Here is a 14,211-nt window from a genome sequence, read left to right as displayed (position 1 = left end):
CTGGAAAGGAGAATCCCCAATGAACGAAATTTCTTCCCTTTGGCAGTCTGCGCCCTGGCTGGTGGTGGGCGGCGCGCTGGTGCTGATCAACATTGTGCTGCTGCTCCTGAAGCTGACCCGCAAGCTGATCTTTCTGGCGGCCGGCGCGCTGCTCATCGCGGTCGGCATCTATACGGGCGTGATCGACGCGCCCGCCGGCCTGCTGGCGCTGCCGTTTTTTGCGATTTAACAGCGCTGTTACAAATCTCCGCTTCGCCGCTGCTATAATGAGGGTGGGAGGGATTGCTATGGGACTTTTTATTTTTTTGACGCTGTATTCCGGCCTTGGGCTGGCGCTGCTCGGCATCCTGTCGTTTCTGGCGGGGAGCATCCTGCTGTTCGCGGGCAGGCTGCGCGGACGGGGCTGGGCGGCGTCGCTTGCCCTGTGCGCGCTGCTGCTGGGTGGAGGCGTTTGGCAGGCGAACGGCTTTTTCGGCCTTGGCCTCGGCGTGCCGCGCGATTTCACCGCGGAAAACTGGGCGAAGACCGCGCCGGACCAGCGGCATTTTCTGGTGAACGACCTGTTGGAAACGCAGCCGCTGGTGGGCATGACGGCCGACGAGGTGCGCGGCCTGCTGGGCGCGCCGGACTATACCGACTCGCCGGAGCTGCTGGCCTACGTCATTGACATGCCGTTTGACGAGTCCACCCTGGATATTTACCTGCAAAATGGCCGCGTCACAGGAGTGGACCGCACACTGGAGCATTAAATTTCCCACTGATGGAAGTGTAATCGATGAAAACAAGCATACTTTCCCCACAACTTGATAAAGATGCCGTAAGGATCGCCGCAGACCTGATTCGGCGGGGTGAAGTGGTGGGAATACCCACGGAAACCGTGTATGGGCTGGCAGCAAACGCCCTGAATGGGGAAGCGGTGGCGAAAATCTTCCGAGCCAAAGGACGGCCGCAGGATAACCCGCTGATCGTCCACATCGCAGATTTTGACCAGATTTTCGATTTGTGTCCCGCGGTGCCGCCGCAGGCAGCGGCGCTGGCCGAAGCGTTCTGGCCTGGGCCGCTGACCATGATCGTACCCAAAGGGAGCTGCATTCCCAACGAGGTATCGTGCGGGCTGGACACGGTGGGCATCCGCCTCCCGTCGCACCCGCTGGCGCGCGCGCTCATCCGCGCGGCGGGCGTGCCGCTGGCCGCCCCCTCCGCGAACACCTCCGGCCGCCCCTCGACCACCACGGCGGCACACGTCCTGCGCGATATGGACGGCAAGATCGCTGCGATTCTGGATGGCGGGCCGTGCGGCGTGGGCGTGGAATCCACGGTCGTCACCCTTGCGCTGGACAAGCCGCGCCTGCTGCGGCCGGGCGGCGTGACGCTCGAACAGCTCCGCGCCGTGCTGGGCGAGGTCGAGGTCGACCGCGCGCTGTACGAGAAGATCGGGGATGAGGTCAGGGTGTCCGCGCCCGGCATGAAATACCGCCACTATGCGCCGAAAGCGCCGGTAACGGTCGTGCGGGGCGACCCACAACGCACGGCGCAGTATATTAAAGCACATATCAGCGGCCCCACCGGCGTGCTGTGCTTTGATGAATACAGGGAGTGCTTCCCCACCTGCGTGGTGGAGTGCTTCGGCTCCCAAACCGACCTCGCGGCACAGGCGCGCGAGGTGTTCGACCGCCTGCGGGCGTTCGACGAAACCGATGTCCGGCAGATCTGGGCGCAGTGTCCGTCCGACGAAGGGTTGGGTCTGGCGGTAGCCAACCGCATTAAAAAGGCGGCGGGCTTCGCGGTGATCGAGCTTTGAGCGGGGCGCATATCCAGTCAGGGGGTGTGGGATAATGAAAATCATAGGTCTGACCGGCGGTAGCGGCACGGGCAAAGGCACGGTCGCCGCGCGGATGCGCGAACGGGGCGCGGGCTGGGTGGACGCGGACGCGGTCTACCGCCGCCTGTGCGCGGAAAACCGCGAGATGCTCGCGGCGCTGGACGCGGCGTTCGGCGGCGTGCTGGAGGAAACCGGCGCGCTCGACCGCCCGAAGCTGGCGCGGCTCGTATTTTCCGATCCCGACCGGCTGCGCGAGCTGAACCGTATCACGAACCCCTATATCCGCGCCGCGTCGCGCGCGGCCATACAGGCGCAGGCCGCCTGTCCGATCGTGCTGTACGATGCGCCGACCCTGTTTGAGGCGGGCGCGGACGATCTGTGCGAAAAGACGGTCGGCGTGCTGGCGGATACCGAAACGCGCATACGGCGCGTGATGGCCCGCGACGGCATTTCCGAGCAGGCCGCGCGCGCGCGCATCCTTGCCCAGCCGGACGACGGCTTTTACCGCGCCCGCTGCGACTATATCCTGGAAAACAACGGCGACCTCGCCGCGCTCTGGCGGGAGACCGATGCTTTATATACCATTTTGAGCAAAGGAGAACGAAAATGACCTCTGAACAGCTTTTTTATGACAAAAAAACCGGCTTCGACCGGCTGACCGGCAGCGACAAAAAGAACATTCAGTCCTATGCCGGGGACTACAAGAAATTTCTGGACGAAGCCAAGACCGAGCGCGACGCGGTCAGGGAAATGGTTCGTCTGGCGGAGGCCAAGGGCTTCCGCGCATGGACGCGGGACGATACCGTCAAGCCCGGCGACAAGCTCTACCAGGTCAACCGCAACAAAGGGATCACGCTGGCCGTAATCGGCAAAAAGAGCCTCAAGGAGGGCGTGCGCCTGACCGCCGCCCATCTGGATGCGCCGCGTGTGGATATCCGCACCGTGCCGCTGTACGAGGACGGCGGCATGGCCTTTTTCAAGACCCACTATTACGGCGGCATCAAAAAGTACCAGTGGACCGCTATCCCGCTCGAACTGCGCGGCGTGGTGTGCGTGTGCCACAATGGGCAGATGAAAACGGTCGAGGTGCGCATCGGCGACAAGCCGGAGGACCCCAGGTTCGTCATCACCGACCTGCTGCCTCATCTGGCCTCCGAGCAGATGACCAAAAAGGCGACCGAGGTGGTCAAGGGCGAGGGCCTGAACGTGCTGGTCGGCTCGGTGCCGAGCGAGACCGTGGACGAGAAGTGCAGCGAGAAGATCAAGCTTGCGGTCATGGAATACCTGAATAAGCAGTACGGCATGGTGGAAGCGGATTTCCTCTCCGCCGAGCTGTGCTGCGTGCCTGCCTTCCCCGCATGCGATATCGGCTTTGACCGTTCGTTCGTCGGCGCTTACGGTCACGACGACCGCGTGTGCTCCTACACCGCGGCGACCGCGCTGCTCGACCTCAAAACCACGCCTGCGCACACCTGCGTCTGCCTGCTGGTGGACAAGGAGGAAACCGGCTCGGACGGCGTAACCGGTATGCAGTCGCGCGCGTTCGATACCTTCATGGCCGATCTGTGCCGCGCGCAGGGCGCGCTGGTGGAGGAATGCTATGAAAATTCGGTATGCCTGTCCGCGGACGTGTGCAACGCCTTTGACCCCAACTTCCCCGAGGTGTCCGAAAAGCGCAACGACGCCCGCGCCAACTGCGGCTTTGCGCTGGTCAAATATACGGGCGCGCGCGGCAAGTCCGGCACGTCGGACGCGACCGCCGAGCTGATGGCGCGCATCCGCTGCATTTTTGACAAGGCGGGCGTGGTCTGGCAGACCGGCCAGCTCGGCAAGGTCGATCAGGGCGGCGGCGGCACGGTGGCGATGTACCTGGCCAACCGCAACATCGATACGGTGGACGCGGGCGTACCCGTGCTTTCCATGCACGCGCCGTTCGAGGTGATCACCAAGCTCGACCTGTATATGGCCTACAAGGGCTTCGGGGCGTTTTATAAGGACTGAGACGGAAAACGCACAAGACGGCGGCCGGATACCGGCCGCCGTCTTTATTACACCTCTGTTACATTTTGCGGGCGGGCGCGGGACGCTGTGTTATAATAGGGAGCAACTAAGGAAAATAACAGCTTCCAGAAGGAGGATTTATAAAAATGACATTCAAACAGGTGCTTTCGTTTTTCCTGACCGGCGCGACCGTGCTGTCCATGTCGGCCACCGCGCTGGCGGCGGATACCGCGCCCGACGCGGCGGAGGATACGGCCGCCAATACGGTGGTGGATGAACAGGAGACCGCCCTGCCGGCCGACGTGGCCGATACCGCGTGGTACGCGCCGGCGGTCCGTTATGTGCTGGAGCAGGGACTGATGGATCTTGCCGCGCCGGTGGACGCGGGCTTCTGGCCGCTGCACGCGGTCAGCCGTCAGGAGGTTGCGGACGCGCTCTACCGTGATGCGAAAAACAGGGACGAAAAGCTGACAGCGGGCGCCGCGGGCATGGGCATCCACGAGATGGCCGACTACGCGGATATCGGTCAGGACTACTATCCGGCGATGACGTTCTGCTTTGACGCAGGCATCCTCACCGGCGATGACGAGAACCGCCTGCACCCTGGGAAAACGGTTTCCCGCGAGGAGTTCGCGGCGATGCTGACGCGCTACCTCGGCCTGCTGGAGGAGAGCGGCCTGACCGAAACCGTGCCGGGCGACGGCATGGCCGTGCAGGAGTTCACCGACGCTTCGCAGATCTCGGACTGGGCGGCGGACAGCGTTGCATTCTGCCTGAAGAACGGGCTGATGAACGGCAACACGGACGGTTCGTTCGCCCCGCAGGGCAATGTGCTCCGCGCGGAACTGGCGCAGGTTTTGAGTAACATCGCCTCGGACGCCGGCCGGTAAGACAACCCCAAAAGAAAAACCGCTGTATCCGGTGGATACAGCGGTTTTTTTGCCTGTGACGCGGCAGTCAGTCAAAGATGGAAAACTCGATCTCCTCGAGCGAGTAGCCCTCCTCCAAAATCATCGGCGCGCGCAGGTTATTATCCGCAAGCGCGGCCGGCAGGTGGGCGATGCTCATGTGCAGCTCGCTTCCGCCGCCCTCCCGCGGGGACAGGAGCAGGCTGCCGCCGTGGGCCTGCGCGATGCGCTGGACCAGGGGCAGGCCGAGGCCGAGCGGCGCGCCGCAGCGCGCCAGGGAAAGGTAATCGTCCAGCGAAACCTGCCGTTCCCAGCCGGTCAGGAGCGCTTCAAACAGCTCGGCATCCAGACCGGGGCCGCGGTCCGCGACCGTGATGGTCGCAAAGCTGCTGTCGTCGGTCAGGGTAAGGACGATATCGCCGTCCGCGGGGGATGCGTGCAGCGCGTTGGACAGAAGGTTGTACAGCGCCTTTTGGATCAGCTGCGGCTCGATCAGCGCGTCGCAGTAATCGGGCGCGTGTACGGTGATGTTTTTGGTGCCGTGCGACGGGCCGTACAGCGCCGCGTTGGCCGCGGCTGTCCGGCAGAGGGCCGCGAGGTCGGTGCGGTACAGGCGGAGCTGCTCGGTGAGAGGCGGGTCGTGCAGGAAATCCGAATGGGTCAGTATGCGGTGCATGCGCAGGCATTGCTTGCGCAGCTCGGCCGCGAGGGCGGGGTCCTGCACCTGTTCCGCGCAGGCGAAAAGCGCGCCGAGGTACTGCGCGCTTTTTGCGTGCAGTACGCGCAGGCTCCCGTCGTAAGAGGAGCGGCTGTCGTGCAGGAACGCGAGCAGCGCGCCGCCGCGGTGCGGCAGCAGCTCCAGGCGGTATTCGGCGCCGTCCAGTTCCTCATAAACGGTGCGCGGTGCCTGCTGCGCGATGCAGTCGCGCAGCGCGCCGGCGGAGGCGCCGCTCAAGAGCTGGTCGATGCGTTCGAGCGGGTGCAGGCCGGTCAGGCGCGCCGCGGCGTCGTTGCAGGCCTCAATATATAGCGTCGGTCCTACTGTGAGCAATGCTGCGTCGTGCAGCGCGGTACGGTTCAGCAGGGCGCGCAGAGCCGCGCTGTCGAGCTGAGAGAAAAATGTATCCGCCATCTCTATCCTCCGAATCGCTGATCTTTCTGTTTTTTTGTGGGTATAAGGCTGCTTGCGGACTGCAATACTATATTTTGTATGATGCTTCTATTATACCACCAGACGAGACCGCTTTGCAAAGAAAAATGTACAAAAACCCAGAATATAATGACAAAAATTTCACAAATATTACACCTTGCGGCATATCGTCCAGATAGTGTATAATAAAGCCATCGACAAGAAGATAATTGTCAAAATTGAGGAGGAACACTGCAAATGGCGATTAAAGTAGGTATCAATGGCTTTGGCCGTATCGGCCGTATGGTTTTCCGCGCTGGTCTGAAGAACCCGAACATCGAATTCGTAGCGGTAAACGATCCGTTCATGACGCCGGACTACATGGCGTACATGCTCAAGTACGACACCATGCACGGCCGCTATGACGGTACCATTGAGTATGACGACAACTCCATCACCGTGGATGGCAAGAAGGTTCTGTTCCACGCTGAGATGGATCCCAAGAACATCCCGTGGGGCAAGGACGGCGTTGATTACGTTGTCGAGTCCACCGGCGTTTTCCTGACCAAGGAGAAGGCACAGGCCCACATCGACGGCGGCGCGAAGAAGGTCATCATGTCCGCCCCGTCCAAGGACGACACCCCGATGTTCGTTATGGGCGTTAACCAGGACACCTACACCAAGGATATGACCTTTGTTTCCAACGCTTCCTGCACCACCAACTGCCTGGCGCCGATCGCCAAGGTTCTGGACGAGGCGTTCGGCATCACCGAGGGCCTGATGACCACCGTTCACTCCACCACCGGCACCCAGAAGACCGTTGACGGCCCCTCCAAGAAGGACTGGCGCGGCGGCCGCGCGGCTTCCGGCAACATCATCCCGTCCTCCACTGGCGCTGCCAAGGCGGTAGGCAAGGTTTACCCGAAGCTGAACGGCAAGCTGACCGGTATGTCCATGCGTGTTCCGACCCTGGACGTGTCCGTTGTTGACCTGACCTGCAACCTGGCTAAGCCGGCCACCTACGACGAGATCTGCGCGGCGATGAAGGCTGCTTCTGAGAAGCCGCTTTCCGAGGGCGGCCTGAAGGGCGTTCTGGGCTACACCGACGAGGACGTGGTTTCCTCCGACTTCCTGGGCGACGAGCGCACCTCCATCTTCGACAAGAAGGCTGGCATCGCGCTGACCGACACCTTTGTCAAGGTCGTTTCCTGGTACGACAACGAGTGGGGCTACTCCAACAAGCTGCTGATGCTCATCGAGCACATGGCTGAGGTTGACAACAAGTAAGTCAGTCCTGTAGCAACGTAAAACCAAAAGACCTCTTGTGATCTGCACAAGAGGTCTTTTTGTGAAAGGGGAAAACTGTGTGAAGCGGGATAAAATGCTGCGCGGCGTGCTGCTGACGCTGACGGGCGGTATCTTTTGGGGGCTTTCCGGCGCCTGCGGCCAGTTCCTGCTGCAGGCAAAGGGCGTACCGACCGGATGGCTGGTTTCGGTGCGCCTGTTGTCGGCCGGCGCGATCCTGCTGCTGCTATGCTTGCTGCGGGGCGAAAAGCAGGTGTTCCGCATCTGGAAGCAGGACACCACCGGCATCCTGGTGTTTGGCGTGCTGGGCATGAGCATGTGCCAGTATACATATTTTTCCGCAATCACATACTCCAACGCGGGGACCGCCACCGTGCTGGAGTATCTTTCGCCGGTCCTGATCCTGGTGTATCTGTCGGTCCGCAGCCACCGCCCGCCGCGGGGCATCGAGGTGCTGTCCATCCTGCTGGCCGTGGGCGGAACCTTCCTGCTGGCGACGCACGGGCATCCGGGGGAGATGGTTTTGTCCGGCCGTGCGCTGTTCTGGGGGCTGCTGAGCGCGGTAGCCATGTCGATCTATGCAGTGCAGCCGGTGCCGCTGCTGCACAAATACGGTGCGGCGCTTGTAACAGCATGGGGCATGCTGCTCGGCGGCACAGCGCTGTCCTGTCTGTTCCGCCCGTGGCGAATGCCTGTGACGCTGGACATCGGGGCGGTCAGCGCGCTTGCGGTCGTTGTTCTGATCGGCTCGGTCGCGGCGTTCACGCTGCATCTGGAGGGGATCCGGCTGGTCGGACCCAAGAAAGGCAGCCTGTTCTCCTCGATCGAGCCGGTGTCCGCAACGGTGTTTGCCGTCCTTTGGATGAAAGCAGATTTCAGCCCGATCGACCTGATCGGCTTTGCACTGATTTTGTCCACCATTTTCCTGCTTGCACGGGATAAGCAGGAGGAATAGGGTGTATGGCAGTAAGCGTCCCCTGGTTTCCTTAGGGAAGCCAGGGGACGCTTTTGTTTAATAACAGCAGGTGAGCTGGTGCTCCTTGCAGTACTGCAGATACTCCTGCGATGGTGCAAGGTCGGTGACCAGAAAATCGAAATCGCTTAAGCGTGCATAGGTGGAAACCGCCACCAGTTCGAATTTGGTATGATCTGCCAACAAATACCGTGTCCGACTGTTCTTGGTGATCGTGCTTTTGAGCGTGCTCTCCCCAACAAAGGTATCGGTCACACCACTTCGCAAGCTGATGCCGGTTGTACCCATAAAAGCCTTTGTGATATTGAAGCGACTTAGCTCAGCGGGGTCGTCTACGGTTAGAGATGCGGTTTTTACGTTCAGACGGCCGCCGAAAGAGATTACATTAATCTGGGGATAGTTCATACATTCCATGATCACATATAAATTGTTGCTCAAAATCGTGACCGAACGTTCAGCAAGATAAGGGAGCATGGTCAGTGTGGTGGTACCAGAATCGATGTAAAGCGTATCCCCGTCGTTGACATGCTGTGCGGCCAGTTTACCGATATATTGCTTCTGATCGGTCAAACAGATGTTTCGCTCAGTAAATGACGCAACGGGACGTCCGATATCGCGGTGTCTGGGGCGTGCGCCTCCATACACCTTTTCGATCACTCCCTTTTCCTCCAGCATGGAGAGATCGCGGCGGATCGTAATTTTAGAACGTTGGAATGCTGCACATAAATCGTCGAGAGGAACAAAATCGTGTTTACGGATATATTCCTCCATTTGGTCGAGACGAGAAGTGCGAACGGCCATTTAAGACACCTCCTTTCGTGATTTTTAGGGAAGATGACCTTGTTATTTACCTTTATAATACCTTATCTTTCCACTTTCGTCAATAAGAGAATAAATAATAATGAAACGAATATTATCATTAAAAAGATAAATATTATCATTTAAATATACAAAAAGGAAAGGTTAAGTTTGTATATTTTTAAATATGTCAAATATTGATCGAAATATTGACAAATATTATTGAATATGTTAAGTTAGTGTTAAACAAAAGAGAAATGATTTATTATCGATCGATTTATAAAAATATTTTTGATAAAATTTGATCTAATCTATAAAAATCAATATTATGAAGCGGAAAATGAGTGATGAAATGGATATTATCTGTATTGGCCTGTTAATGTGCGATATTATCGTCAAACCGGTGACCGAAAAGGCGCTGTCTTTGGATGCAACACCGGTAGACACGATACAGATGCTGCCAGGTGGGGACGCCTGCAATGTAGCCTGTAACGCGGCGGCGCTTGGTATGGAAACCTCGCTTGTTTCCGTCGTGGGGGATGATCCAAATGGCGCGTTCATTCGGCGCTGGCTGGACGAACGGCATATCGATATCCGTTCACTGGCAGTACGGGGCGGGCGAACAACTGGTACCAGTATCGCTTTGGTTGAACCAAACGGGGAACGGCATTTTCTGACCAATACGGAGATATTCGATACGCTTTACGCGGAGCAGGTGCCGGAGGAGTGGCTGCGGCAGGCACGCCTGCTCAGTCTGAACGGCCATTACCGGCTGAAGAATCTGGACGACGGAGGGATTGTGCCGCTGTTTCAGAAAGCAAGACAGTATGGAGTAAGAACTGTAGTAGATACGGTTTGGAATCGAAAAGGGGAATGGCTCCCACGCATTGCGCCTACCCTGCGCTATACAGATATCTTTTTGCCGAGCTACCAGGAAGCGGTTCAGATCACAGGCGAGACCAATGTCCGAGCCATGCGGAACGTGCTCAAGCCGTTCGGATTATCAGTATTTGGCGTTAAGCTGGGGGAGAAGGGCTGCTATATGACGGATTTCAAGGAAGAGTTTTTCCTGCCAGCGTTTCCAGTGGAATCGATCGCTTCCACTACGGGGGCAGGAGATTCCTTCGTTGCGGGATTTGAAGCCGCACAGCTTCTGTCGCTCGATCTATATGAGAGCGCGCTGTTCGCATCGGCTACCGCCTCCTATACCATACAGGCGCCCGGTGCGGTCGGCGGCGTACCGGACGCGGAAACTGTCCGGCAATATATCCGGAAAAACCGGCACCTGGTAGAAAATATTGCATAGTAGGGAAAGGAGAGCACGGAGTTGAGAGCACTTGTCAATACCAAAAACATGCTGTTGCATGCTTATGAGCACCACTATGCCGTGGGCGCGTTCAATGTCAACAATATGGAGGTGATTCAGGGGGTTGCAAAGGCGGCGAAAAAACAGCGGTCGCCGGTTATTTTGCAGGCATCATCTTTTACGAGCAAATATGCGGATTTAGGCTATATCGTCGGTATGGCGGAAAACGCGGCGCGGCTGTCAGATGTGCCGGTCGCTCTGCACTTGGACCACGGTGAAGATCTGGAGACCTGCAAGGAGTTCATTCAAGCTGGCTTTACTTCGGTCATGATTGATGGATCCCACCTTCCTTATGAAGAAAATGTGGCGCTGACGCGAAGCGTCTGCGAATATGCGCACCGGTATGACATCACGGTGGAAGGCGAGCTGGGAACGCTGGCCGGTGTCGAGGATGGCAGGAGCGCGGAACAGTCACTCTATACCGATCCGGAGCAGGCGCGCGACTTTGCCGAACGGACAGGGGTGGATTCCCTCGCAATCGCCATCGGTACCAGCCACGGGGCTTACAAATTTAAACCGGGACAAAAGCCGATGCTGCGGTTTGATATTCTGGAGCAGGTCAGCCGGCTGATGCCGCGTCTGCCGATCGTACTGCACGGGGCATCGTCAGTTAACCAGGAGGATATCGCGGAGATTAATGCAATGGGAGGTGACATCAGCGGAGCAATCGGTATTCCTGAGGAAATGCTGGCACAGGCGTCTCGGCTTGCGGTCTGCAAGATCAATGTGGACACCGATCTCAGGCTTGCTATGACAGGTGCGATCAGAAAATATCTGCATGAAGCGCCGGAACAAATCGATTACCGGAAATACATAGGTGCCGGCAGGGATCATTTGGCTGAACGCGTATCCCATAAAATGAAAAATGTATTTTTAAGCGCAGAGCGCTATTAAAGCATCCAACTATTAATTTTACAGCAGAAGAGAGGAGAAAAAGGAATGAAAAAACTGATCGCAGGAATGCTGGCAGCAATAATGGCTTTTTCCCTGGCCGCATGCGGAGGAGAAACGGACAGCAATGTAAACCAGGGCGGCGAACAGAGTGCTGCGGCGGAAGCCACCACGTTGAAATTCAACCTGGTCAAATCCAATACCGATCCTCAGTATGAGTGGTATGGCCGGTTTTTTGACGATCTGGAGGCTGCTTCAAATGGAGAGATCGTCGGCGAGATATATACCACGGAGAGCCTGGGTCCGACAGCGGACGTGATCGAACAGGCTGCGCTGGGTGAACGTGTGGTTGCGGACTGCGACCTGGCATGGCTGGCAAACTATGTACCGGATATGGCGGCGATTATGTCCCCGTATCTGATCCAGAAGCCGGAGGAGATTATGGCGATCTGGAATTCTGAGGTATTCCAGGATATGTGTACCGAGTTGGAAGCTCAAGGGCTGCATTTGATCGCGCTGAATTATGAGGGGACTCGTAATCTGCTGACGAAAAAAGATATCACCTCCCGTGCGGATGTCAACGGACTTAAAATCCGCTGCGCTTCCACGACGATGTGGAATGCCGTGGCAGAAATGCTGGGCGGCAATCCGACAAATATTGCCATGAGCGAAACCTACCAGGCGCTCAGTCAGGGTGTGGCGGATGCGGCTGAGGGTGTATACTCTGTTATGTATTCGAATAAGTGGAATGAAGTACTCTCGCATGTCATCGAGACTGAGCATTTGGTGGGCTATACAGCGATCGTCATGTCCAGTGAGGTTTATAACTCGTTGTCAGACGCGGCAAAAGCGGCGATGGATGAAACCGCTCAAAAATATATGCAGGAATTCCTGGAGTTGTCTGGCGGCGTACAGGATGAATATAAGCAGAAATTGATCGATGCCGGTGTGCAGGTATCCTCAATTGACAAGACCGAGTTTATCGAGGCGGCAAAGAGCATTCCGGACAAGTTCCCAGATTGGACGCCGGGGGTATACGATGAACTGACGGCTGTACTGGAGGAAGCGCGCGGCAATAAATGACGGCAGTTACAGGGCAGCGCTGTTCAGCCGGCGCTGCCCTTGCCGTATCTGAAAGCGCAACGAAAAGAAACGGGAGGATAATGATTGTATGAAACGGAAAGGAGCAAAGCTGGAGAATGCCGTTAACTGGGTCGCATCGGTCATTGGCGGTGTTTCATTGGTGGGCATGGTGGTTCTGATCTCTTTAAATGTTATCAGCCGTTTTCTGTTTGCCACCTCATTTAACTGGGCAGAAGAAGTGACCTATATGCTGTTCAACTGGGCGGTTTTCTTTGGTGTTGTAGTGGTCTACCGGTATCAGGGTCTGACGGCAATTGACGTATTGGTAAACGCTCTGCCGGAAAAAGCACGCCGTGTGGTATTGCTCCTCAACTATGCGCTGATCACGGCGATCTGCGTCGCGCTTGTTGTCTGGGGCTGGCAGTTTGCGATGTCTGCGTGGACGCGGAAAAGCCCCTCGCTGCATATCCCTTATTTTTTCTTTGATATTCCGATCCCGTTGGCGGCGGTTTGCCTTGCGGGTTATTCGCTGAAATTCCTAGTTCAGACCATTCGGGGGCAGGAAACCGAAGTGGCGGCCCTGGAAGAACGGTCGTAGGAAAGGAGGAACTGTTTTGGAACAACTGTGGACATGGCTGCCGATTGTAATTTTGTTTGTGCTGTTTTTTATGCGCGTACCGGTGGCATTTGCGATGTTGATTGCTACAGCCCTGTATTTTGTTTTCAGCCCAAATGCAATGAACGTTTTACTGATGTGCCAGAAAATGGTGGCAGCAAATTCGTCATTCGTGTTTCTCGCTATCCCGTTTTTCACCTGTGCGGGTGTTATCTTTAACTATTCCGGCATCACACACCGGTTAATGGTGCTTGCGGATATGCTGGTTGGCCATCTGGTTGGCGGGCTGGGGCATGTCAATATCGTGCTTTCCACTCTGATGGGAGGTTTATCTGGGTCGGCAATTGCAGATACGGCAATGGAAAGCAAGATGCTGGTGCCTGAAATGGAACGAATGGGTTATTCAAAGGCCTATTCCTGTGTCGTTACCGCGGCGTCTGCCTGTATTACGCCGATCATTCCTCCAGGTATTGTATTAATTCTGTATTCTACGGCGTCCAATGTGTCGGTTGCAAGCATGTTTTATGCGGGCTACCTGCCGGGCCTTTGCATCATGGCGGCGCTGATGATACTAAATTATGCAATCTCCAAAAAGCGGAATTACCGTCCTTCGCGCACGGAGCGTGTCACACCCCGAGAATTTGGCCGCGCATTGCTGGATGCAGTTTGGGCGCTGATGGTACCGTTCGGCATCGTAATGGGCCTGCGTTTTGGCGCTTTTACACCGACTGAGGCGGGTGCGATCTCCATCCTTTACGCAATCCTGGTTGGTGCGTTTATCTATAAAGAGTTAAAGTTTGCGCATATCAAAGCAATCATCATGGAGTCGCTGACAGCAACGGCCGGTGTCATGTTCATTCTGGCGGGCGCGCAGGCGCTGTCCGCTTACCTGACTTGGGAACGCATCCCTATGATGATCTCTGAGGCGATCATCAATGGTATCCATTCGCCATACCTGTTTTTACTGATTGTCAACATCCTGCTGCTGGCCATTGGATGCTTTTTCGATGGCGGCGCGGCGATGATTCTGCTCGCACCGCTGCTTGTACCGGTCGCACAGTCTATGGGTATCAATCTGATCCATTTCGGTATCGTTATGTGTATCAACCTGACAATTGCGGGTTTTTCCCCACCGTTCGGCAGTCAGATGTTTACAACTTGCGGCATCTGCAATTGCCGCATTGAGGATTACATTCGGGAGTCACTGCCTTATATGGGGGCGTTGGTAGGCGTGCTGCTGGTACTTACCTTTGTTCCGGGAATTGTCATGCTGGTGCCGAACCTGCTGGGCGCTTCATAGCGCGGCAAAGAGGGAATCG

At 56.9% G+C, this 14,211-nt stretch carries 15 protein-coding genes; 13 read left to right on the top strand and 2 right to left on the bottom strand.

The genetic code is table 11. The features are described from left to right. Window positions 1-19: 19 nt before the first annotated feature. From ACYQ3S_RS08760 to ACYQ3S_RS08735, 6 genes are all read left to right on the top strand, one after another. Window positions 20-229, top strand: a complete 210-nt coding sequence (locus ACYQ3S_RS08760) for a hypothetical protein (protein ID WP_459688563.1) — start codon at window positions 20-22, stop codon at window positions 227-229. A 58-nt stretch (window positions 230-287) separates the two neighbouring features. Next, complete coding sequence (locus ACYQ3S_RS08755) at window positions 288-749, top strand: hypothetical protein (protein WP_459688561.1); 462 nt, start codon at window positions 288-290, stop codon at window positions 747-749. A 26-nt stretch (window positions 750-775) separates the two neighbouring features. Next, window positions 776-1,801: an L-threonylcarbamoyladenylate synthase gene (locus ACYQ3S_RS08750; protein WP_459688559.1), complete on the top strand. Its 1,026-nt coding sequence runs from the start codon at window positions 776-778 to the stop codon at window positions 1,799-1,801. A gap of 34 nt (window positions 1,802-1,835) precedes the next feature. Beyond that, a complete protein-coding gene (coaE, locus tag ACYQ3S_RS08745; protein WP_459688558.1) occupies window positions 1,836-2,432 on the top strand; it encodes a dephospho-CoA kinase in 597 nt (198 codons plus the stop codon). Continuing rightward, complete coding sequence (locus ACYQ3S_RS08740; protein WP_459688556.1) at window positions 2,429-3,823, top strand: aminopeptidase; 1,395 nt, start codon at window positions 2,429-2,431, stop codon at window positions 3,821-3,823. The genes coaE and ACYQ3S_RS08740 overlap by 4 nt, the downstream gene beginning before the upstream one ends. 146 nt (window positions 3,824-3,969) lie before the next feature. Then, a complete protein-coding gene (locus ACYQ3S_RS08735; RefSeq protein ID WP_459688554.1) occupies window positions 3,970-4,713 on the top strand; it encodes an S-layer homology domain-containing protein in 744 nt (247 codons plus the stop codon). 67 nt (window positions 4,714-4,780) lie between these two features. Here the strand turns inward: ACYQ3S_RS08735 and ACYQ3S_RS08730 are convergent, their stop codons facing one another. After that, a complete protein-coding gene (locus ACYQ3S_RS08730) occupies window positions 4,781-5,863 on the bottom strand; it encodes a sensor histidine kinase (protein WP_459688552.1) in 1,083 nt (360 codons plus the stop codon). Window positions 5,864-6,118: 255 nt separating this feature from the next. Here ACYQ3S_RS08730 and gap point away from each other — a divergent pair, with 255 nt between their 5' ends. Beyond that, complete coding sequence (gap, locus tag ACYQ3S_RS08725) at window positions 6,119-7,147, top strand: type I glyceraldehyde-3-phosphate dehydrogenase (RefSeq protein ID WP_054328005.1); 1,029 nt, start codon at window positions 6,119-6,121, stop codon at window positions 7,145-7,147. A 79-nt stretch (window positions 7,148-7,226) separates the two neighbouring features. After that, window positions 7,227-8,120: a DMT family transporter gene (locus ACYQ3S_RS08720; RefSeq protein ID WP_459688550.1), complete on the top strand. Its 894-nt coding sequence runs from the start codon at window positions 7,227-7,229 to the stop codon at window positions 8,118-8,120. Window positions 8,121-8,177: 57 nt separating this feature from the next. On the opposite strand, the gene ACYQ3S_RS08715 is transcribed toward ACYQ3S_RS08720, so the two are convergent. Further along, window positions 8,178-8,939, bottom strand: coding sequence for a DeoR/GlpR family DNA-binding transcription regulator (locus ACYQ3S_RS08715; protein ID WP_459688549.1), 762 nt, complete (start codon window positions 8,937-8,939; stop codon window positions 8,178-8,180). A gap of 337 nt (window positions 8,940-9,276) precedes the next feature. Between ACYQ3S_RS08715 and ACYQ3S_RS08710 the strand changes: the two genes are divergently transcribed. The 5 genes from ACYQ3S_RS08710 to ACYQ3S_RS08690 all read left to right on the top strand — a co-directional run bounded on the left by ACYQ3S_RS08710 (window position 9,277) and on the right by ACYQ3S_RS08690 (window position 14,192). Further along, window positions 9,277-10,242 (top strand): carbohydrate kinase family protein, encoded by a 966-nt coding sequence (locus ACYQ3S_RS08710; protein WP_459688547.1) that lies wholly within the window; start codon window positions 9,277-9,279, stop codon window positions 10,240-10,242. A gap of 21 nt (window positions 10,243-10,263) precedes the next feature. Beyond that, on the top strand, window positions 10,264-11,196 hold the full coding sequence (locus ACYQ3S_RS08705) for a ketose-bisphosphate aldolase (protein WP_459688545.1): 933 nt from the start codon (window positions 10,264-10,266) through the stop codon (window positions 11,194-11,196). 45 nt (window positions 11,197-11,241) lie between these two features. Beyond that, window positions 11,242-12,276 carry a TRAP transporter substrate-binding protein DctP gene (gene dctP, locus ACYQ3S_RS08700; RefSeq protein WP_459688544.1) on the top strand — a complete coding sequence of 345 codons (1,035 nt, stop codon included), beginning with the start codon at window positions 11,242-11,244 and terminating at the stop codon, window positions 12,274-12,276. A gap of 88 nt (window positions 12,277-12,364) precedes the next feature. Continuing rightward, window positions 12,365-12,874, top strand: a complete 510-nt coding sequence (locus tag ACYQ3S_RS08695; protein WP_459688542.1) for a TRAP transporter small permease — start codon at window positions 12,365-12,367, stop codon at window positions 12,872-12,874. 16 nt (window positions 12,875-12,890) lie between these two features. Further along, on the top strand, window positions 12,891-14,192 hold the full coding sequence (locus ACYQ3S_RS08690) for a TRAP transporter large permease (protein WP_459688541.1): 1,302 nt from the start codon (window positions 12,891-12,893) through the stop codon (window positions 14,190-14,192). Window positions 14,193-14,211: the final 19 nt, after the last annotated feature.

This window comes from Agathobaculum sp. TL06, from assembly GCF_054658635.1.
Note: the sequence above shows the minus strand (reverse complement) of the source record. Positions and strands in the feature narration are given on the sequence as shown.